At 72.8% G+C, this 18150-nt stretch carries 19 protein-coding genes and 1 pseudogene; 14 read left to right on the forward strand and 6 right to left on the reverse strand.

Translation table 11 applies throughout. The annotated features are described in order from the left end of the window. Positions 1-2 precede the first annotated feature (2 nt). Positions 3-890 (reverse strand): UbiA family prenyltransferase, encoded by an 888-nt coding sequence (locus C1I93_RS07690; RefSeq protein WP_420811744.1) that lies wholly within the window; start codon positions 888-890, stop codon positions 3-5. Here C1I93_RS07690 and C1I93_RS07695 point away from each other — a divergent pair. Genes C1I93_RS07695 through C1I93_RS07710 form a run of 4 tightly spaced genes read left to right on the forward strand, consistent with a single transcriptional unit; the run spans position 889 to position 4578 of the window. Beyond that, on the forward strand, positions 889-1626 hold the full coding sequence (locus C1I93_RS07695) for a methyltransferase domain-containing protein (protein ID WP_111242529.1): 738 nt from the start codon (positions 889-891) through the stop codon (positions 1624-1626). The genes C1I93_RS07690 and C1I93_RS07695 overlap by 2 nt on opposite strands. 45 nt (positions 1627-1671) lie before the next feature. Then, on the forward strand, positions 1672-2862 hold the full coding sequence (locus tag C1I93_RS07700; protein WP_111242530.1) for an acyl-CoA dehydrogenase family protein: 1191 nt from the start codon (positions 1672-1674) through the stop codon (positions 2860-2862). Positions 2863-2896: 34 nt separating this feature from the next. Then, positions 2897-3946, forward strand: coding sequence for a type III polyketide synthase (locus tag C1I93_RS07705; protein ID WP_111242552.1), 1050 nt, complete (start codon positions 2897-2899; stop codon positions 3944-3946). Positions 3947-3972: 26 nt separating this feature from the next. After that, positions 3973-4578 (forward strand): hypothetical protein, encoded by a 606-nt coding sequence (locus C1I93_RS07710; RefSeq protein ID WP_119663750.1) that lies wholly within the window; start codon positions 3973-3975, stop codon positions 4576-4578. A gap of 23 nt (positions 4579-4601) precedes the next feature. On the opposite strand, the gene C1I93_RS07715 is transcribed toward C1I93_RS07710, so the two are convergent. Then, the gene (locus C1I93_RS07715) at positions 4602-5279 is read right to left on the reverse strand and encodes a hypothetical protein (RefSeq protein WP_111242532.1); all 678 of its coding nucleotides are present in this window, start codon (positions 5277-5279) and stop codon (positions 4602-4604) included. A 337-nt stretch (positions 5280-5616) separates the two neighbouring features. On the opposite strand from C1I93_RS07715, the gene C1I93_RS07720 reads away from it, so the two are divergent. The 4 genes and pseudogenes from C1I93_RS07720 to C1I93_RS32285 all read left to right on the forward strand — a co-directional run. After that, entirely contained in the window at positions 5617-6102 is a 486-nt protein-coding gene (locus tag C1I93_RS07720) for a CarD family transcriptional regulator (RefSeq protein ID WP_007073334.1), read from the forward strand. A gap of 56 nt (positions 6103-6158) precedes the next feature. Continuing rightward, positions 6159-6860 (forward strand): 2-C-methyl-D-erythritol 4-phosphate cytidylyltransferase, encoded by a 702-nt coding sequence (ispD, locus tag C1I93_RS07725; RefSeq protein WP_111242533.1) that lies wholly within the window; start codon positions 6159-6161, stop codon positions 6858-6860. After that, positions 6857-7339 carry a 2-C-methyl-D-erythritol 2,4-cyclodiphosphate synthase gene (gene ispF / locus C1I93_RS07730; RefSeq protein ID WP_111242534.1) on the forward strand — a complete coding sequence of 161 codons (483 nt, stop codon included), beginning with the start codon at positions 6857-6859 and terminating at the stop codon, positions 7337-7339. The genes ispD and ispF overlap by 4 nt, the downstream gene beginning before the upstream one ends. Positions 7340-7348: 9 nt before the next feature. Next, positions 7349-7975: pseudogene (locus tag C1I93_RS32285) on the forward strand (tetratricopeptide repeat protein); the annotation flags it as partial. 1054 nt (positions 7976-9029) lie between these two features. Here the strand turns inward: C1I93_RS32285 and C1I93_RS07740 are convergent. Beyond that, positions 9030-10193 carry a homogentisate 1,2-dioxygenase gene (locus tag C1I93_RS07740; RefSeq protein ID WP_111242536.1) on the reverse strand — a complete coding sequence of 388 codons (1164 nt, stop codon included), beginning with the start codon at positions 10191-10193 and terminating at the stop codon, positions 9030-9032. 119 nt (positions 10194-10312) lie between these two features. Here C1I93_RS07740 and C1I93_RS07745 point away from each other — a divergent pair, with 119 nt between their 5' ends. The 5 genes from C1I93_RS07745 (at position 10313) to C1I93_RS07765 (ending at position 14620) form a co-directional block, all read left to right on the forward strand. Then, entirely contained in the window at positions 10313-11179 is an 867-nt protein-coding gene (locus C1I93_RS07745; protein WP_111242537.1) for a hypothetical protein, read from the forward strand. Next, positions 11176-12372, forward strand: a complete 1197-nt coding sequence (gene fahA, locus C1I93_RS07750; protein ID WP_111242538.1) for a fumarylacetoacetase — start codon at positions 11176-11178, stop codon at positions 12370-12372. Before C1I93_RS07745 ends, fahA begins: the two co-directional genes overlap by 4 nt. Before the next feature lie 174 nt (positions 12373-12546). Continuing rightward, positions 12547-12756 carry a DUF397 domain-containing protein gene (locus C1I93_RS07755; RefSeq protein WP_111242553.1) on the forward strand — a complete coding sequence of 70 codons (210 nt, stop codon included), beginning with the start codon at positions 12547-12549 and terminating at the stop codon, positions 12754-12756. Between the two features lie 87 nt (positions 12757-12843). Further along, the gene (locus tag C1I93_RS07760) at positions 12844-13308 is read left to right on the forward strand and encodes an SRPBCC family protein (RefSeq protein ID WP_111242539.1); all 465 of its coding nucleotides are present in this window, start codon (positions 12844-12846) and stop codon (positions 13306-13308) included. A 61-nt stretch (positions 13309-13369) separates the two neighbouring features. Continuing rightward, positions 13370-14620, forward strand: a complete 1251-nt coding sequence (locus C1I93_RS07765) for an outer membrane protein assembly factor BamB family protein (protein WP_111242540.1) — start codon at positions 13370-13372, stop codon at positions 14618-14620. Positions 14621-14644: 24 nt separating this feature from the next. On the opposite strand, the gene C1I93_RS07770 is transcribed toward C1I93_RS07765, so the two are convergent. Together C1I93_RS07770 and C1I93_RS07775 are read right to left on the reverse strand one after the other, a co-directional pair. Further along, entirely contained in the window at positions 14645-15658 is a 1014-nt protein-coding gene (locus C1I93_RS07770) for a peptidase (protein WP_111242541.1), read from the reverse strand. A 31-nt stretch (positions 15659-15689) separates the two neighbouring features. Further along, positions 15690-16262, reverse strand: a complete 573-nt coding sequence (locus C1I93_RS07775) for a hypothetical protein (RefSeq protein ID WP_111242542.1) — start codon at positions 16260-16262, stop codon at positions 15690-15692. Between the two features lie 183 nt (positions 16263-16445). Between C1I93_RS07775 and C1I93_RS07780 the strand changes: the two genes are divergently transcribed. After that, entirely contained in the window at positions 16446-16952 is a 507-nt protein-coding gene (locus tag C1I93_RS07780) for an LPXTG cell wall anchor domain-containing protein (RefSeq protein WP_111242543.1), read from the forward strand. A gap of 70 nt (positions 16953-17022) precedes the next feature. On the opposite strand, the gene hisC is transcribed toward C1I93_RS07780, so the two are convergent. Next, on the reverse strand, positions 17023-18126 hold the full coding sequence (gene hisC / locus C1I93_RS07785) for a histidinol-phosphate transaminase (protein ID WP_111242544.1): 1104 nt from the start codon (positions 18124-18126) through the stop codon (positions 17023-17025). Positions 18127-18150 lie beyond the last annotated feature (24 nt).

An 18150-nucleotide genomic window follows, 5' to 3' on the forward strand; every position in this document is an offset into this window, starting at 1 on the left:
GCTCAGATCAGTCGACCGCTCGCGACCAGCAGGACGACATCGATCAGGGCGACAAGCATCGCCGCCCGGAACACGGCCACCGGGCGGGCCGCGCCATGGCCGGCGGTGCGGCCGGCGTACCAGGCAAGTGTCGGGATCACCACGGCGGCCACGACCGCCGCCAACCCCACGCCCGACGGCGGCCCGGGTGGCCCCAGCGCCAGGGTGACGGTCGCCGCGATGAGCAGCCCGATCGCGGCGATCCGACTGCCCGTCGGGCCCAACCGGTGCGGCAGGCCGTGGACCCCGGTCCGCGCGTCGTCGGCGAAGTCGGGCAGCACGTTGGCGAAGTGCGCGCCCGCGCCCAGCAGGCCGGCTGCCGCAGGTAGCCAGCCCGGTGGAAAGGGTGCGCCCGGCAACGCCGACACCACGAAGGCCGGCAGCGCGCCGAAGGAGACCGCGTACGGCAGCACCGAGATCACTGTCGACTTCAGCGGCCAGTTGTAGAGCAGGGCCGAGAGCAGGCCGGTGACGGCCCAGAGCGCGGCCACCGGATTCGTGCTCAGGGCCAGCGCCACTGTGGCAGCGGCGGCCAGTGCCGCGGCCACCGTCACCGTGCGTCGGCCTACCGTGCCGGCGGCCACCGGTTTGTCGGTTCGCCCGACCAGGGCGTCCCGCTCGGCGTCGAGCAGGTCGTTTGTCCACCCGACGGTGAACTGGCTGGCCGCCACGGTGAGCGTCACCACGGCGACGCCGCCGACCGAATGCCCGACACCGGCCGCGAGCAGCGCGGCCACCGCGGTGACCGCGGCGGTGGGTTCCGGATGGCTCGCCCTGACCAGCCCTAACACCGTCGACGACATAACGGAAGTCTGGTCGTTACCGGGTAGTCGTGCCACGCTCGGTGACATGCGTGATGCCGGCCTCAGCCTGCCCCGCAACGATCCGCGCCAGTACGACGAGCTGGCCGGTGAGTGGTGGCGGCCGGATGGTGCCTTCGCCATGCTGCACTGGTTGGCGGCGGCGCGGGCCGCCCTGGTGCCGCCGGCGGTACGACCCGGTGCGCTGCTGGTCGACCTCGGCTGTGGCGCCGGGCTGCTCGCCCCGCACCTGGCCGGCAAGGGCTATCGGCACGTCGGGGTGGACCTGACCCGGTCGGCACTGGCCCAGGCGGCCGCGCACGGTGTGGCGGCGGTCAATGGTGACGTCACCGCCGTGCCGTTGGCCGACGGTTGTGCCGACGTGGTGGCCGCCGGTGAGTTGCTGGAACATGTGCCGGACTGGCGTGCCGCGGTGGCGCAGGCGTGCCGGTTGCTGCGTCCCGGCGGTCTGTTGGTGTTGGACACCCTCAACGACACCGCACTGTGCCGGCTGGTCGCCGTCCGGATCGCCGAGCGGCTGCCCACCGTGCCGCGCGGCATCCATGATCCACGGTTCTTCGTGGACGACCGGGAGCTGGTGGCCGAGTGCGCCCGGCACGGGGTGGACCTACGGGTCCGTGGCGTCCGCCCCGGTGTGCCTGGTCTGCTGCGGTGGCTGCTGCGCCAGGTCCGCGGTGCGGGTACGCCTGCCGGTCAGGCCCCGCGCATCGTGCCGACACGTTCGACAGCCGTGCTCTACCAGGGTCGTGGGGTACGCCACGGGTAGCACCTGCCGGGCAGGGTAAGGAACTCAGGCGACAAGGGGGTTCGGATGAGCGAGCACGGCGAACGGACCGCGCGTCCGTCCGCGTTGGAGGCCGTCCGGAGGCTGGTGCCCCGGCTGGCGGCCCGAGCCGCCGAGCACGACCGGGACGGTTCGTTTCCGGTCGACGACTTCGCCGATCTGCGCGCGGCCGGGTTGTTCGGGCTGATGGTCCCCACCGAGTTGGGGGGTGTGGGGGCCACCTTCTCCGACTACGCGGCCGTCGCCACCGAGCTGGCCCGGGGCAACGGTGCGACGGCGCTGGTGTTCAACATGCACGCCTCGGTCACCGGCGCGCTCGGTGCGGTCACCGAGGAACTGGCCGAGTCGCTCGGCGTACCGGACGAGGCGTTGGCCGCCCGGGACCGGCTGCTGCGCGCGGCGGCTGATGGCGCGTGGTACGCCGTGGCGATGAGTGAGCGTGCCGCCGGTGCCCGCCTGTCCCAGCTCGCGACGATCTACCAGCCGGTCGAGGGTGGTTGGCGGATCAAGGGCAGCAAGACCTTCTGCTCCGGCGCGGGCCACCCCGACGGTTACCTGGTGGCGGCCCGCAGCGCCGACGACGCCTCGGTGGTCTCGCAGTTCCTGGTGCCGGCCGGGGAAGGTCTCAGCGTCGAACCGACCTGGGACTCGCTCGGCATGCGCGCCACCGCCTCGCACGACCTGCATCTGGATGTCACCGTGCCGGCTGACCGGCTGCTCGGTGGGGTGGAGGGACTGGCCCTGGTGGTCGCCCAGCTCATGCCGCACTGGCTGGTGGCCAGCTATGCCGCCGTCTACGTCGGGGTCGCCCGGGCCTCGATCGACGCGGCGGTGGAACACCTGAACGCCCGGAATCTGGCCGGGCTGCCGGCGGTACGTGCCCGGCTCGGCCGGGCCGACGCCGCGGTGGCGGCGGCCCAACTGGTGGTGACGGAGGCGGCCCGGCGGGTGGACGCGGCACCGGGTGACCCGGAGACCAACCGCTGGGTGTGGCGGGCCAAGCTGCTGGCCGGCACCACCGCCGCCGAGGTGGCGGCGTCCATGCTGGAAGCCGCGGGCACATCTGCCACCCGGCGCGGTCACCCGCTGGAACGTCTCTACCGGGACGCCCGGTGCGGATCGCTGCACCCGGCCACCTCCGACGTCTGCGCCGACTGGCTGGGCATCGCCGCGCTCGGTGGTGACCCGGACCGCGACGGATCAGCTCCTCGTTGGTGAGCGTGAGGAGTCCGAGGGAGAGGAAGGTGGGACCGTGTCCGTACCGGTGATCGCGGGCGTGGGCACGGCTCATCCGCCAGCAGCCGACCAGCAGGAACTGTGGGAAAGATTCTTCTCCCGGCACTACTCGGGCCCCACCCGGAGTCTCGCCCAGCGGATCTTCGCGAACTCGGGGGTCAGCCGGCGACAGGCGGCGGTCAGCCCGCTGCTGGAGGACGTCTCCGACTGGCCCACCGAGCGGCGCATGCGCCGGTACCAGGTCGAGGCGCTGCCGCTGGGTAAGGAGGCGGTGGGGCGGGCGCTCACCGCGGCCGGCCTGACCGCCGGCGAGATCGGGCTGTTCATCGTCTGTTCCTGCACCGGGTACGCGACTCCCGGGCTGGACATCCTGCTCGCCCGGGACCTGGGCATGGCACCGTCGACGCAGCGGATGTTCGTCGGCCACATGGGCTGTTACGCGGCCCTGCCGGGGCTGGGCGCGGCGGGGGATTTCGTCACCGCGCGGGGCCGCCCGGCCCTGTTGCTCTGCGCCGAGTTGACGAGCCTGCACCTCCAGCCCTCTTCGGCCCGGGTGGACACCCAGCAGATCATCTCCCACGCGCTCTTCTCGGACGCCGCGGTCGCCGCCGCGGTGGTCCCCGATGGCCGCGGGTACGCGTTGCGGGAGGTCAGATCGGTGACCGACACCTCCACGGCCGACCACATGACCTGGGACGTGACCGACACCGGGTTCCGGATGGGACTGTCGCCGAAGGTGCCGAACGTGTTGTCGACACACGTCCAGGGCCTGGTCGACGACCTGCTGGTCCGGCACGGCACCAGCGTGACCGAGGTGGACGGCTGGGCGGTACATCCCGGTGGGCCGCGGATCCTCAACGTGGTGGAACGGGAGTTGGGGCTGGCCCCGACGGCGCTGGCCGCGTCGAGGCAGACCCTTGACGAGCATGGGAATTGTTCGTCGCCGACGGTGCTGTTGATTCTCGACCGGCTGATCCGGGCCGCGCCGTCGGCCCGTCGGGTGGTGATGCTGGCCTTCGGCCCGGGATTGACCCTCTACGCCGCCCTGCTGGAACGCGTCCCGTGACGCTCCGAAGGGATACCCTGACAGATATGGATGTCGATGATCGGCTCCGGGGTGTGCTGCTCGCCGGCGCCGGGGTGGTTGTGCTCCTCGTCGGCGGTTGGTGGTGGCGGGCTGAGGCACCTGCCGGAGACCCCGTCGCCGGACCTCTCGTGGCCGCAACGTTGTGGCAGGAGGATCCGGTCACCGGATCCTGGCAGCGGGAACCGGGTTCCGGTGTCGCCGTACGACCCGAGGCCGCCTCCTCCGTGCTGCTCGACGAGCGTACGGGCTCGGTGATCCGGCCACCCGCCGACGACTCCGGGAACAGCGCCGTCGAGCCGGGTGGGTGGCAGCAGTGGGCCCGCGAGGTGGAGTGGAGCGAGCGTGCGCGGCTGCGTCCGGGCGATGCGCTGGTCCGGCAGGGCGAGTTGGCCGCCGGTGCGTCGCGGGTGCTGCGCTTCAGCTGCACCGGTCCTGGTGAGTTGCTGATCCAGGTGGTCGGTGGCCGGGCCGCCGATCCGATGACCGCCGGTTGCGACGGGGCGGCGGCGATGATCGAGATCATCGGGATCGGCGGGTCCATGCAGGTGTCGTTCTCGCCTGCCGGAGCGGCACCGATCGAGGTGAGCGCCGAGCTGATGCCGAACGGGTGAACGCGGTTGTCTGGGCCCGCCGCTCAACCGGCCAGCCGAACCAGTTCAGCGTGGTAGTCGGAGACCGAGGCGGCCTCGGCCACCATCAGGACCACCCGGCCGGTGCGGTCGGCGAGCAGGGCGGTGGCGGTCTCCGGTCGGGGCGGTTGTTGCAGGAACGCCCGGAGGCCGCCGGCCGGGTCGGCCAGGGCGCGGACCTCTGTGCCGGTCGGTACGGCCCGCGGCCGCTCGCTGGCGACCGTAACCACTGTCACCCCGGCGGGTGCGGCCAGGGCGGTGTCGGCGACCAGTTCCGGGCAGGGGCAGCCGTCCACCAGCAGCACCACCGCCGGCAGCAGTCCGCGTAGCGGCACCGGCGACTGCCCGGCGTCGACCAGGTCCAGCGCGGGCAGGGCGCGATCGGTCAGCTGCGTCGGCGTCGGCTCGGGACTGTCGGCGACCGGCCCCGGGGAGCGGCCGGTCCGCGGCCAGGTGGCGGTGAGCAGGCCGGTGACGGTGGTGACCACCGCGATCAGCAGCACGAGCAGGGGCAGCCCGGGCGGACGCCAGGGGCGGCGCCGGGGCGACGCCCGGCGGCGCAGTTCGCGACGGACCTGTTCGGCCTCGTCGGCCAGCGCGGAGGCGTCGTTCGGTACGACCACCCGACCCCACTCGGGAGGCAGGTCCGGCAGCCCGGGACCATCGGCGTCAGCCTTGCCCATCACGACCCCCTGGAACGCTGCGGCGCGGACGGACCGTGCCCTCTCAGCGTCCCGCACCGCAGCCGGTACCGCCAGCGCTGCCCGCACTCGGGTACGGCGAGATACCATGGAATGGGTGCGTAGCCCTGATCGTCCAGCTGATCTCGACTTCTGCTTCGACCATGCCAGCGGGTCATATCAAGGTGACGGAGCGTGTTCGAATCATCGAGTTGGCTGGCTGTCAAGCCGAAGAAATACCTCTCACAGGGCCCCTGAGCTGCGCCAACGGTCAGGACAGCGGTGAGACATCGGTGCCTGAGCGTGTTACCCTAGACACAGCGAAAGGGGTTTCGAACCTATGGTTTTCAGTGTCGGCGAGACCGTTGTTTACCCCCACCACGGGGCCGCACTCATCGAGGCAATCGAGACTCGGGTCATCAAGGGCGAGCCTAAGCAGTACCTCGTCCTGAGGGTCGCGCAGGGTGACCTGACGGTCCGGGTGCCTGCTGAGAACGCCGAGATCGTGGGTGTGCGCGAGGTGGTCGGTGAAGAGGGCCTGGGCAAGGTCTTCGACGTTCTCCGGGCTCCGCACACCGAGGAGCCGACCAACTGGTCGCGGCGTTACAAGGCAAATCTGGAGAAGCTGGCCTCCGGCAACCCGCTGAAGGTGGCGGAGGTCGTCCGCGACCTGTGGCGCCGGGAGCGGGAGCGGGGGCTTTCCGCGGGCGAGAAGCGCATGCTCGCCAAGGCCCGCGACATTCTCGTCGGCGAGGTCGCGCTGGCGGAGAAGAGCACCAAGGACGAGGCGGAGACGCTGCTCGACAAGGTGCTGACCGAGGCATAGTCCGCAGAGCATCGTCGTACCCACTTCGTAGCGAAGAAACCATCGAGGACCGCGACGTGACCGCGCAGCTCAATCCGCGCGGTGACGTCGCGGTCCTCGTGCCTGCGGCCGGTGCCGGGGTACGCCTCGGACCTGGCCGGCCCAAGGCCCTGCGGCTGCTGGCCGGGGAGCCGCTGCTGGTGCACGCGGTGCGTGGGCTGGCCGCCGCCGCGTCGGTGCACACCATCGTGGTGGCCGCCCCGGTCGCGGAGGTTTCGACCGTACGCGACCTGCTTGCCCCGATCGCCCCGGTCATCGTGGTGCCCGGCGGCGCGGAACGGCAGTCCTCGGTGGCGGCGGCGCTGGCCGCCGTGCCGGCCGGCCCCGACATCGTGCTGGTGCACGACGCGGCACGCGCGTTGACCCCGGCCACGCTCGTGGAGTCGGTGGCCGCCGCGGTCCGGGCCGGCCACGACGCGGTGATCCCCGTCCTGCCGGTGGTCGACACGATCAAGGAGGTCGACGCGGGCGGAACGGTGCGCGGCACGGTCGACCGGGCCGCGCTACGCGCCGTGCAGACCCCGCAGGGCTTTCGTCGCGCCGTGCTCGCCGCCGCGCACGCCGCCGCCGCTGACGCGCTCACCGACGACGCCGGACTGGTCGAGAAGCAGGGCGTACCGGTGTTCTGCGTACCCGGTTCGGATCACGCCCTGAAGATCACCCGGCCGTTCGACCTGGCCGTGGCCGAGCAACTGTTGGCGCGTACCCTCGATTCATGATCGTTCCTCGGGTGGCCATCGGGACGGACGTGCACGCCTTCGCGCCTGGCCGGCCGTGCTGGGTGGCCGGGCTGCACTGGCCGGGACAGGACGGTCTGGCCGGGCACTCCGACGCCGACGTGGCCGCCCACGCCGCCTGCAACGCGTTGCTCTCCGCCGCCGGTCTCGGTGACCTCGGCGCCAACTTCGGCGTCGACCGACCCGAGTGGGCCGGGGCGGGTGGAGTGGCCCTGCTGGCCGAGTCCGCGCGTCGGGTGCGCGCCGCCGGCTTCGCCATCGGCAACGTGTCGGTGCAGGTCGTCGGGGTACGACCCAAGATCGGTCCACGTCGCGAGGAGGCCCAGCGGGTGTTGTCGGAGGCGGTCGGTGCGCCGGTCACCGTCTCGGCGGCCACCACCGACGGCCTGGGCTTCACCGGTCGCGGTGAGGGACTCGCCGGGATCGCGGTGGCCCTGGTGTACGAGCGGCCGGACGCCTAGGCTCGCGCGATGTCCGCCGACGTCCCCACTGACCCGCCCGCCGCCGACGGCTACCTCCAGCGCGCCACCCTCCTCGGTGAGTTGGGCCGCTACGACGAGGCCGCGAGCGAACTCGGTTTCGCGCTCGCCCTCGACCCGGCCGCCGTCGAGGCACTGATCATGCTCGCCCGGGTGCAGTTGGCCGCCGGACGGCCCACCGAGGCACTGGCTGCCGCCGAGTCCGCAGTCGCCGCCGCGCCGGGGCAGGTGCCCCCGCTTGTCGCCCGGGCGCTGGCACTCGGCGACCTGGAGCGGTACGCCGAGGCCGCCCGTACCGCCGACGAGATCCTGGCGCTGGCGCCGCAGGACGCGTACGCCCAGCGCAGCGCGGCGGCGATCCTGGCCGGCTCCCGCAACGGACAGCTGGCGCTGAACACGGCCTGGCACGCGGTGGAGTTGGCCCCCGACGAACCGCAGGGGCACCTGGTGCTGGGCCTGGTCGCGGCCAACATGCGGATGTTCGACCTGGCCGAGCGGGCCTACCGGGAAGCGCTGCGGCTGGATCCGCGACTGGCCGAGGTGGGCGACGACGTCGGGGTGCTGCGCCTGGAGCAGCGGCGCTGGAACGCGACGCTGGCGCAGCTCGCCGACGCTGCGGTGGGAAACCTGCCCCCGGCCGACCCGAGCGGCCGTTCCGGGACCGCCACACCGACCGACCCGGACCACGACCCACGCCGTTTCGGACTGCCCGGAGACGGCACCTCCCCACCCAGCGGGCCCCGAGACGACGCCGCCTGGCCGTCCGGGCCTCCGGACAGCGCGTCCTGGCCGTCCGGGCCCCGAGACGACCTCGCCCGCCCGAGCGGTCCCCGAGACGGCGCGTCCTGGCCGTCCGGACCCGGAGACGACCTCGCCCGCCCGAGCGGTCCCCGAGACGGCGCGTCCTGGCCCGGGGACGACGTCGCTCGCCCGTCCGGGCCTGGGGATGGCGCGTCCTGGCCGAGCGGCGGCCGGGATGCCGCGTCCTGGCCGGGTGAGGCTGGGGATGACACGTCCCGGCCGGGTGGGACGCGGGATGCCGCGTCCGGTCCCGGGGACGACGTGTCCCGGTCCGGTGCGGCCGGGGGTGCCGCGTACCCCGGGCTGACGCCTGACTGGCCCCGGCACGGCCCCGCCGGGTCACCGCCGGGTGCCCTGGGCGGCGGCCCGGTCGACGCCGGGCAGTTCACCGGGCCGGTCACCCACCGGGCCGTACCGGCGGCACTGCGGCAGCTCGTGGTCTGGGGTGCCGGCTGGTCGGTGGTGGCCGCCGTGGTGGTCGCCTGCACGGCCGCCACCGGTCCCGGATTCTCGCGGCTGATCGCGGTGCTGGCCGCGATCGGCGGCGGCATCGTGGTCTGGCGGCAGGCGTCCCGGCTGCCCGGCCTGACCCGGACGGTAATGCCGGTGCTGCGGCGCACCGACCGTACGCTCGCGCTGGCCGTCTACGCCGCCTGCGCCGGGCCCGCGCTGATCCTGCTCTACGCGCTGTTCGGTAGCCCGTGGCCGCTGGTCCTGGCGATCGGGGCCGGCACCGTCGCCCAGCTCGCGATCATCACGCGTCCGGTGGCCTGAGCCCGGCGCTCGGCCGGCTGCCGGGTGCAGGGTGTTAGTTGTTAAGAGGGGACCCCTTTACCTCACGAGGCGTTAACAGGGGGCCCCTCCTTGCACCTCAGTGGCGGGACCAGGTCCAGGCGTAGGCGTCGTCTTCGCAGTCGGCGGCGGCGTCGCAGAGGTCGAGCGGGCGGAACGTGTCGACCATGACCGCCAGCTCGTCGAAGAAATCGACACCGATCGAGCGTTCGGCCGCGCCGGGCTGGGGGCCGTGGGTGAAGCCGGACGGGTGCAGCGAGATGGAGCCCTGCTCGATGCCGGAACCGCGCCGGGCCTCGTAGTTGCCGCCGGTGTAGAAGAGCATCTCGTCGGAGTCGACGTTGTGGTGGTGGTACGGCACCGGGATGGCGTCCGGGTGGTAGTCGACCTTGCGGGGCACGAACGAGCAGATCACGAAGTTCGGGCCCTGGAACGTCTGGTGCACCGGTGGCGGCTGGTGGATCCGGCCGGTGATCGGCTCGAAGTCGTGGATGGAGAAGGCCCAGGGGTAGAGGTGACCGTCCCAGCCGACCACGTCGAACGGGTGGTGGGCGAACACGTGGCGGGTCCACCCGCGCCGGTGTCGGACCAGCACCTCGACGTCGGTGCCGTCGACGAGCAACGGTGTGTCCGGCCCCCGGACGTCCCGCTCGCAGTACGGCGAGTGCTCCAGGAACTGGCCGCGTACGGAGAGGTAGCGCTTGGGCGGGCCGATGTGCCCGGACGCCTCGATGGCGAGCAGCCGGGTCGGCGCGTCGCCGGTGGGCACCAGGCGGTGCACCGTCGAGGTGGGGATGACCACGTAGTCCCCGGCCGCCGCGTCCAGCACCCCGAATGTCGACTCGACCCGCAGGGTGCCGGCCTCGACGTAGAGGCACTGGTCGCCGGTGGCGTCGCGGAACAGCGGGGAGGGCCGGTCGGCAAGCACGTAGGCGATGCGTACGTCGTCGTTGGCGAGCAGGTAACGCCGGCCGAGGACCGGGTCCGCGCCGGTGCCGTCGAGTTTGTGCGTACGCAGGTGCCGGGGCTTGAGGGGCAGGTTGGGCACCCGGGTCACCGCGGGCGGGGTGAACGTTTCGGCGGCGACGATGGCGGTCGGGGCGTGCCGGTGGTAGAGCAGCGACGAGTCGGCGGAGAAGCCCTCCTGCCCCATCAACTCCTCGGTGTAGAGACTGCCGTCGGGCTGGCGGAACTGGGTGTGGCGCTTGCGCGGCACCTCGCCGACGCTGCGGTAGTACGGCATGTCCCCTCCCGATCATCAGGTGACGCGTCCCGGTCGCGGCTGAGGCGGCCACCGCCTGGCGCGTCCGATTATCGGACGCTGTTGTCCGCTAATCACAGCGTCCCGTACATTCTTGTGTCGTGTCAACGCAGCCGCCCGCACTCGTCGCCGGCCTGGTCGACGACGCCGCCGTCTTTCCGCCGGGCAGCGCGTCCCTGCCCGACGCCGTGGCTGCCCACCGGCACCACCGGGCCGCCTGGTATGCCGACCTGGTCGGCCCGCTGCTGCTGCCCGCCTCGGCGGTCACCGCGGGCGAACTGGACGGCCTGATCGATCCTGCCGAGGGCCTCGCCATCGGGCTGATCGGCGACACCGGCCTGGACCGGCTGCCCTTCGCGCTGTCGCTGCTGCCCCCGCTGGGCGTGACCCTCCGGCAGGTCGAGGCGCCGGTGGCCCGACGCGGCGAGGACCCGCAGCCCGGCCTGGCCGAGCTGGTGAAGTTCACCACGCGGCTGGACGGCGTACCCGTCTACGCCGAGATCCCGCTCACCTTCGGGCTGATGGGTGCCCTGGACGCCCTCGCCGAGGCGCGCGCCGGCGGGCTGCCGATCGCCGCCAAGTTCCGCACCGGCGGGCTCGCCGCCGAGCTGTTCCCGACCCCCGCCGAACTGGCCGCGGTGATCTGTGCCTGCCGGGACCGGGGACTGCCGTTCAAGCTGACCGCCGGGCTGCACCACGCGGTACGGCAGGTGGATCCGGAGACCGGCTTCACCCACCACGGCTTCGGCAACGTGCTTGCCGCGACGCTGGCTGCGGCGGAAGGCGGCAGCGTGGACACCGTCGCCGAACTGCTCACCGTGCGCGACGAACGACCGCTGGTGCAGTGGACCGACAACCGCCGCGACGGGACGCGTCCGCTCTGGGTGGGTTTCGGCTCGTGCAGCATCGTGGAACCACTTACCGATCTGATCCGGCTGGGCCTGGTGAACGGGGGCGTTGAGGCATGACCTGGGTGACGAGTGCACAGGGTTCGGGCTACGGAGTGGAGCACCTGCCGTACGGGGTGTTCCGGGTCGGCGACGGCGCGCCGCGCATCGGCGTACGCATCGGGGATCTTGTTTTTGATCTTGCTGGTGCCGAGGCCGCCGACCTGGTGCTGGCGGGCGGGGCGCTGGCCCTCCCGACGCTCAACACCTTCCTGGCCCTGGGCCGGCCGCAGTGGATGGCGGTGCGGCAGCGGATCACCGAGCTGCTCACCGAGTCGGCCCACCGGGCCGCGGTGGAGCCGCTGCTGGTGCCGCTGGACGAGGTGCAGATGGAGCTGCCCTTCGAGGTCGCCGACTACGTGGACTTCTACTCCTCGGAGCAGCACGCCTCGAACGTCGGCCAGATCTTCCGCCCCGGCCAACCGCCGCTGCTGCCCAACTGGAAGCACCTGCCGATCGGCTACCACGGCCGTGCCGGCACCGTGGTGGTCTCCGGCACCCCGGTGGTACGCCCACAGGGGCAGCGCCCCGGCCCCGACGGGCCGGTGTACGGGCCGTCGGCGCGGCTCGACATCGAGGCCGAGGTCGGTTTCGTGGTCGGTGTGCCCAGTCCACTCGGCAGCCGGGTCGCCGCCGCCGACTTCGCCGACCACGTCTTCGGCGTGGTGCTGGTGAACGACTGGTCGGCCCGGGACATCCAGGCGTGGGAGTACCAGCCCCTCGGGCCGTTCCTGGGCAAGTCGTTCGCCACCTCGGTCGCCGCCTGGGTTACCCCGCTCGACGCGCTCCGGCACGCCTTCGTGCCCGCCCCCGACCAGGACCCCCCGGTGGCCGGCTACCTGCGCGACGAACCCCACCTCGGGTTGGACCTGCGGCTGACCGTGAACTGGAACGGCGAGCCGGTGAGCGAGCCGCCCTTCGCCGGCATGTACTGGACGCCCGCCCAGCAACTCGCCCACCTGACCGTCAACGGCGCCTCGCTGCGCACCGGTGACCTGTACGCCTCCGGCACGGTCTCCGGCCCGCGCCGCGACCAGGTCGGCTCGTTCCTGGAACTGACCTGGGGCGGCGCCGAGCCGATCACCGTGGCCGGTGCGGAACGCACCTTCCTCGCCGATGGCGACACGGTGACCATCACCGCCACCGCCCCGGGACCGGACGGTGGCACCATCACGTTGGGCGAGGTAACGGGGTTGGTGCTGCCCGCGCGCTGACCCGTTTCCGACATCTGGCCTCGATCGCACCGGCTGTGCGATGGGGGTCCGTCACCGGCTTCGTTGATCGCCTCGGAATTCCGTCGCCACGCCGCGTCGGGCCGACCGGCGCCCCCCGTTCCGGTCGGCCCGGCCCCGGTCGGCGACACGTCGAAGCCGAGGGAGATGACGACGATGCACGATTTGGTGGGTGCGGTCTGGCGTACCAGCAGCCGCTCGAATGACCAGGGTCTCTGCGTGGAGGTGGCCGACAACCTGGCCCGGGTCCGCGGCGTGGTGGGCATCCGCGACTCCAAGGATCAGGCCGGACCGGTGCTGATGGTCAGTCCGCCCGGCTGGAGCGCGTTCGTCGACGCGATCCGGACCGGGACCTTCACCAGCTGAGGTTCAGGGGTCTCCGGTGGTGGAATATCCGCCCGGGGACCCCAGATCGCGTTGACTACGCGTACCGTCGGTGCTACGGGAGGTGGCATGTCGACGGTTGCGGTCAACAGACTGGTGCCGGCACCCGCAGCCGACCTGTGGCGTCTGCTCACCGACCTGCCCCAGCGGGTTCCGGCAGATGTTCCGGTCGAGGTGCTGACGCCGGGCCGGTTCGGTCCGGGCACCAGTTGGCGCGAGATGCGCGTCCGGCCGGACGGCAGCGCGCTGGCTGAGGAGTTCGTCGTGCTGGCAGCCGAACCACCCCGGCGACTGGTGCTCAGCTCCCCGGGCGACGGGGTCGACTACCGGTTCACCTGGACGCTGCGCGACGTACGCCGTCGTCGTCGCCGGTACGCGGCGGTCACCGTGATGGTGCAGGCCCGGCCCGCCGCGCCGGCCGGTCGTGCGGTCGGGCTGCTACTCGGCGGACTTGCCGCACGGGCGGCGGAGAAGGTGTTGCGGCAGGACATCGCTGCCCTGGTCGCCGCCGCTGCCCGGCAACGGGCCAGCTGACTGGTGGTGCCGCTCGGGCCCACACCCCCGCTGGGTAGGGTGCCGGTCGGGGAGGTGCGGCATGGGGTGGGTGACGGGCCGACGACGGATCGTGGCGGCGGTGACGGCTGTGGGTCTCGCCGCGGTGACCGCGGTCATCGCGTACCGGGTGCTGGCCCCGGCCGAGGTCCTCACCACCGCCCGAGCCGACTATCCGGCGCCACCCACCCGGGAACCCGGCGTGGTGGGCCGGCTTCCGGCCGCACCGTTGATCGTCGACGGCCGGCTGCGGGTGTACGCCGCACCGCGCCAGGTCTACGCTGACCAGCCGGTCGACGGGCGGCACCGACGCACGCCGTACCTTTCGTACCGGCGCTGGCCGGCGACGCTGGACGCGGTGGTGGCCGGCGGGACGACAGTGGTCAGCCGATGGTCGGACGGTCAGTTGGTGGCGCTCGACGCGCGCAGTGGGCAGATCACCTGGCGGGCGGACGGGCCGGAACCCGACCGGCGGCAGGAGGCGCGGCGCACCGGCACGGCCACCGTCTGGCAGCCGCGCGGACTCACTGTGGCTCGCACCGCAGACGGCCGTGACGTGGTGCTGAGTTCCGGCGCGGGGCAGGTCCGGGCGGTCGACCTGGCCGATGGCGGGGAGCTGTGGCGGGTCGAGGTGGCCGACGGCTGCCGGGAACCGGTGGGTGCCAGCACGACCGGCCAACTGCTCACCGTGGACGACTGTGCCGGACCGCCGGTGGTCGAGTTCCGTGACGTGGCGACCGGGGAGGTCAGCGCCCGGTGGCGGCCGCCGGACGCCGGCGACGACCTGACCGCGACGCTCTTCGGCTGCGCGCCGGAGGGGGCGGGCTGCGCCGCGTTGCGGACCGCCGGGCCGGGGGACGCGACCGCCCAGGGCTGGCTGCTCGCCGCCGGTGAACCGGTCCTGGCGCCGGCGCTGGACGGGGCCGGCGCCGAACTGGTCGACGGGACAGCTGTGGTGCTGACCGCCGGGACGCTCGTCGGCCGCGCGGTCCCCGACGGCGCCGAACGCTGGCGGGTCGCCGTGGGACCGGGCCGGGTGATCGCCGTCCAGGCCGGGCGGGTACATGTGTTGACCGAGGAGAACGTGCTGGTCACAGTGGACGCGGCGACGGGTGCCCGGCTCTCGGAGTTCGTGCTCGATGTCGGCGCGGACGGCACCGGATGGGCACCGGGCGCGGCATACGCGGCCGGTGGGTACGTGGCCGTGGAGCGGCTGCGCCGCCCGGTCGATCCGGACGGGGACGACAATCGCTACTACCTCACCTCCGAACCGGTGATCATCGCCGCGGCCTGACCGGTGTGACCGCGGCGATGGACGCTATCGCCCGGTCCTGGCACCGACGGTCGGCACCGCCGCCTCGACCGCGCGGCGTCGGCGTCGGCGAACCAGCAGGACGACGCAGCACAGGGCGATCACGACGGCGGCGAGGGCGGACGCCCAGAGCCACCGGTCCTGATCGAGCCGGTCGAGCAGGGTCCGGCGGCCGGTACCGCCCGGATCGGGAAAGGTGATCGTGCCGGTGGCGCTCTGCTTGACCTTGCCGCTGACCAGGTCGAGGGTGATCCGCCACGGACCGTTGGACAGATCCGCGGGAAAGAGCATCCGCACCACGCCGGTGCCGCCCACCGGCAGCGTGGTGCCCTCGACCACGTCGAAGGGACCGGCTCGTACCCCGCCCGGTCCGTCCGAGAGGGTGGCGCTGCCGCCCATGTCGAGCGCCCGGCCGCCGGTGTTGCGCACCGTCACCGTGACCGACGGTTGACCAGCCGGGTCCCGCGCGGGAACGACCTCGCCGATGGCGAAGTCCGAGCGTGGCTCGCCGCCCGGACCCACGTCGAGGTAGACCCGGATGCCCACGCGACGCACGATCGTGACGTTGGTCCGGGGCTTTCCGGCGGGGACGGTGGCGGCCCAGATGACCGCGTACTGTTCGCCCGCCGATGCCTTCGGTGGAACCTGCACGGTCGCGGTGAGTTCGACACTCTCCTTTGGATCGAGGGTGACCCGGTCCTTGCTGAGGCTGATCCACTCGGTCAGTTCGTTGGCCGTACGGCCGTCGGCGAACTGGAACTGGTTCTCGGCGATGTCCGCGCCGGCCGCGTAGAGCTCGACCCGGCTGCGCTCGGTCGAGTGGTTGACCACCTTGATCTTTCGCTTGATCGTGCTGCCCGGCGCCAGGTGGTCGACGATGTAGCGGAGTGCCCGCGGGTCGTCGCGCCGCGAGGCCGGCGCCTCCAGCAACTGGATGCCGAGCCCGCTCGGGTCCGGTATGCCGCCCGGCGCACCGGCCCGGGCGAGAGTGCCCGGGCCGGTGGCGCAGAGCAGCACCACGGCCGAGGAGACCGTGAAGCGGCTCAGCCGACTACGCGACCGAATGTGTCACCGTCCCGGTGTACAGACCGGCCTCGTTTGCCAGCGGCACGTGGACCACGAGGGTGGGGTTCCAGCCGACCGAGTTGTTGCCGGTGCCGCCGGTGTGGGTGAAGGCGGTGACCGGGACGTTGGGGGTCACACCGTCGTTCAGCGGCTCGGCGTCGCCGGCGGCCGTCTGTCCCTCGGTGAAGGTGCCGGTGCCGGTGGGGCCGACCGTGGCCGGGCCGGACCAGTAGTCGACCAGCTCGGCGGCGATGGTCTCGGTGGCGGTCGGGGTCACGCCGGTGGTGAAGTCGGTGGAGGTGACCGTGGCCACCCACGACGCGTCGGCGGATGCCCGGGTGTCCGTCACCTCGACCGTGCCGAGCTGGTCGGAGATGTCGGTGCCCGGGGCGCCGGCGCCGAGGTTCGCCGAGAGCGGAGCGGTGATGTCCAGCGTTCCGGCGTTGACCGTGAAGGTCACTGTGGTGTCGGCGGTCGGGTCTGCCAGGGCCGGCGTGCCGACCAGGACGGCGGCCGTGGCGGCGCTGGCCACCGTCGCCAGGATCCTGCGAGTGTGCATGCTGTCATCCCTTGCTCGGAAGGTACGGGCCGTCGTGGTGGGAGAACCACGAGCTGAAAGGGATGCTAAGCAGCAAATATCCTCTAGTGCTGACAAAACGGACTAAAGCCCCCGATTGCGCTGATGGGCTAAATCCCGGCGAAGTGCGCTACGGCCACCACCTTCGCGGGCTAGCGTCCAGGCATGCTTCGCGCGATCGGCCTGCCACTGGCGGCGCGGCTGCTTGCTGGCAGTGCCACAGCCCTGCTGCTCGGGGGTGGTGCGGCCGCGACGACCCAGGCCGAGCCGCGACCGGGCGCACTGACACTGCTCGCCGCCGAGGCCCGGCCGCGGCCGCCACAGCCCCCACCGGAGTCGTCCGGGTCGCCGCAGCCGCCGACAGGGTCGCCGCAACCCCCGCCGTCCGCGTCGGCATCGGCCGAGACGGTGGTCAGCTTCGAGGTGCTCCCGCTCTCACCATCACCCACCCCGACCGGTCAGCCGTCGCCGCAGCCATGTCCCACCGGATCGATGCCGGGACCCTCCGGCCAGCCGGTGCCGGGCGGAACCGGCCAGCCGGGCCCCGAGGGGCCCTGCCGGCTGCCGGTGACCGGCGACGCCTGGTCACCGGCTTGGCCGCTGGCCGTCGGCACGGCCAGCGTGCTGCTGGGCATCGGCCTGGCGCTCGCCCGCCGACGTCGCCGGCCCTGACCCCCGCCAATCCGGCGGGCCGGAGCACGCCAGGTCCGGCGACCGACGAGCATGGCCGACGGTGGACGGGTCAGGTCAGGGCGGACTCGGCCGCTGCGAGGAAGGTGTCGTTCTCGGCCGGGGTGCCGATGGTGACCCGGACCCCGTCGCCCGGGAACGGGCGGACGATCACCCCGCGCGCCTCACATGCCTTGCCGAACTCCACAGCCCGGTCGCCGATCGGCAGCCAGACGAAGTTCGCCTGGCTGGTCGGCACGTCCGGCACCAGCTTGCGCAACGCCTCGGTGACCCGGTCCCGCTCGGCCACCACGAGTGCGCAGCGCCGCCGTACCTCCTCCGCCTCAGCCAGCGCGGCGAGCGCACCGGCCTGCGCGGCCAGGCTGGTGGAGAACGGGGTGACGACCTTGCGTACCGCCGCGGCCACCTCCGGCTGGGCGACCAGGAAACCGATCCGCAGGCCCGCCAGACCCCACGCCTTGGAGAGGGTACGCAGCACGGCCACGTTGGGCCGGTCGGCGTAGCCGAGGCCGTCGGGCACCTCGGGGTCGGTGACGAACTCCCGGTACGCCTCGTCGATCACCACGAGCACGTCGTCGGGCACCGCGTCGAGGAAACGGTCCAGCTCGGCCCGGCGTACCGCGGTGCCGGTCGGGTTGTTGGGGTTGCAGACCAGGATCATCCGGGTCCGGTCGGTCACCGCCGCCGCCATCGCCGCCAGGTCGTGCCCGTGCCCGGCGTCGTTGGCCACCCGTACGCTGGTCGCGCCGCTGGTCGCCGCGATGATCGGGTACGCCTCGAACGAGCGCCACGAGTAGAGCAGCTCGTCGCCGGGCAGGCAGGTGGCGCGTACCAGGTGCTCGGCGAGCGCCACCGAGCCGCAGCCGGTGGCGATCCGGTCGACGTCCACCTCGTACCGCTCGGCAAGCGCCTGTCGCAGCGCCACCACGCCCATGTCGGGGTAACGGTGCACTCCGGCCACCGCCTCGGCCACCGCCTCCACCACACCGGGCAGCGGGCCGTACGGGACCTCGTTGCTGGCCAGCTTGATCGCCTCGGGCAGACCCAGCTCCCGAGCCAGGTCGGCCGGGCTGCGGCCGGGCACGTAGTTGGGCAGCGCGTCCAGGTCGACGCGGGTCAGCCGCGGTGTGGGCCGGTGACGTCCGGTGTCGGTCATGGGGTTTCTCCCGGGGGGTTGGCG

Origin of the sequence: Micromonospora endophytica, assembly GCF_003236305.1 — a bacterium.
In the GTDB taxonomy this organism is placed as follows: Bacteria; Actinomycetota; Actinomycetes; order Mycobacteriales; family Micromonosporaceae; genus Micromonospora; species Micromonospora endophytica.

Excerpts from the sequence above, each read along its gene's own strand:
- C1I93_RS07695 (WP_111242529.1), top strand. The coding sequence starts at position 889 with ATGCGTGATGCCGGCCTCAGCCTGCCCCGCAACGATCCGCGCCAGTAC.
- C1I93_RS07690 (WP_420811744.1), bottom strand. The coding sequence starts at position 890 with ATGTCACCGAGCGTGGCACGACTACCCGGTAACGACCAGACTTCCGTT.
- C1I93_RS07700 (WP_111242530.1), top strand. The coding sequence starts at position 1,672 with ATGAGCGAGCACGGCGAACGGACCGCGCGTCCGTCCGCGTTGGAGGCC.
- C1I93_RS07710 (WP_119663750.1), top strand. The coding sequence starts at position 3,973 with ATGGATGTCGATGATCGGCTCCGGGGTGTGCTGCTCGCCGGCGCCGGG.
- C1I93_RS07715 (WP_111242532.1), bottom strand. The coding sequence starts at position 5,279 with ATGGGCAAGGCTGACGCCGATGGTCCCGGGCTGCCGGACCTGCCTCCC.
- C1I93_RS07720 (WP_007073334.1), top strand. The coding sequence starts at position 5,617 with ATGGTTTTCAGTGTCGGCGAGACCGTTGTTTACCCCCACCACGGGGCC.
- ispF (WP_111242534.1), top strand. The coding sequence starts at position 6,857 with ATGATCGTTCCTCGGGTGGCCATCGGGACGGACGTGCACGCCTTCGCG.
- C1I93_RS07740 (WP_111242536.1), bottom strand. The coding sequence starts at position 10,193 with ATGCCGTACTACCGCAGCGTCGGCGAGGTGCCGCGCAAGCGCCACACC.
- fahA (WP_111242538.1), top strand. The coding sequence starts at position 11,176 with ATGACCTGGGTGACGAGTGCACAGGGTTCGGGCTACGGAGTGGAGCAC.
- C1I93_RS07755 (WP_111242553.1), top strand. The coding sequence starts at position 12,547 with ATGCACGATTTGGTGGGTGCGGTCTGGCGTACCAGCAGCCGCTCGAAT.
- C1I93_RS07760 (WP_111242539.1), top strand. The coding sequence starts at position 12,844 with ATGTCGACGGTTGCGGTCAACAGACTGGTGCCGGCACCCGCAGCCGAC.
- C1I93_RS07765 (WP_111242540.1), top strand. The coding sequence starts at position 13,370 with ATGGGGTGGGTGACGGGCCGACGACGGATCGTGGCGGCGGTGACGGCT.
- C1I93_RS07775 (WP_111242542.1), bottom strand. The coding sequence starts at position 16,262 with ATGCACACTCGCAGGATCCTGGCGACGGTGGCCAGCGCCGCCACGGCC.
- C1I93_RS07780 (WP_111242543.1), top strand. The coding sequence starts at position 16,446 with ATGCTTCGCGCGATCGGCCTGCCACTGGCGGCGCGGCTGCTTGCTGGC.
- hisC (WP_111242544.1), bottom strand. The coding sequence starts at position 18,126 with ATGACCGACACCGGACGTCACCGGCCCACACCGCGGCTGACCCGCGTC.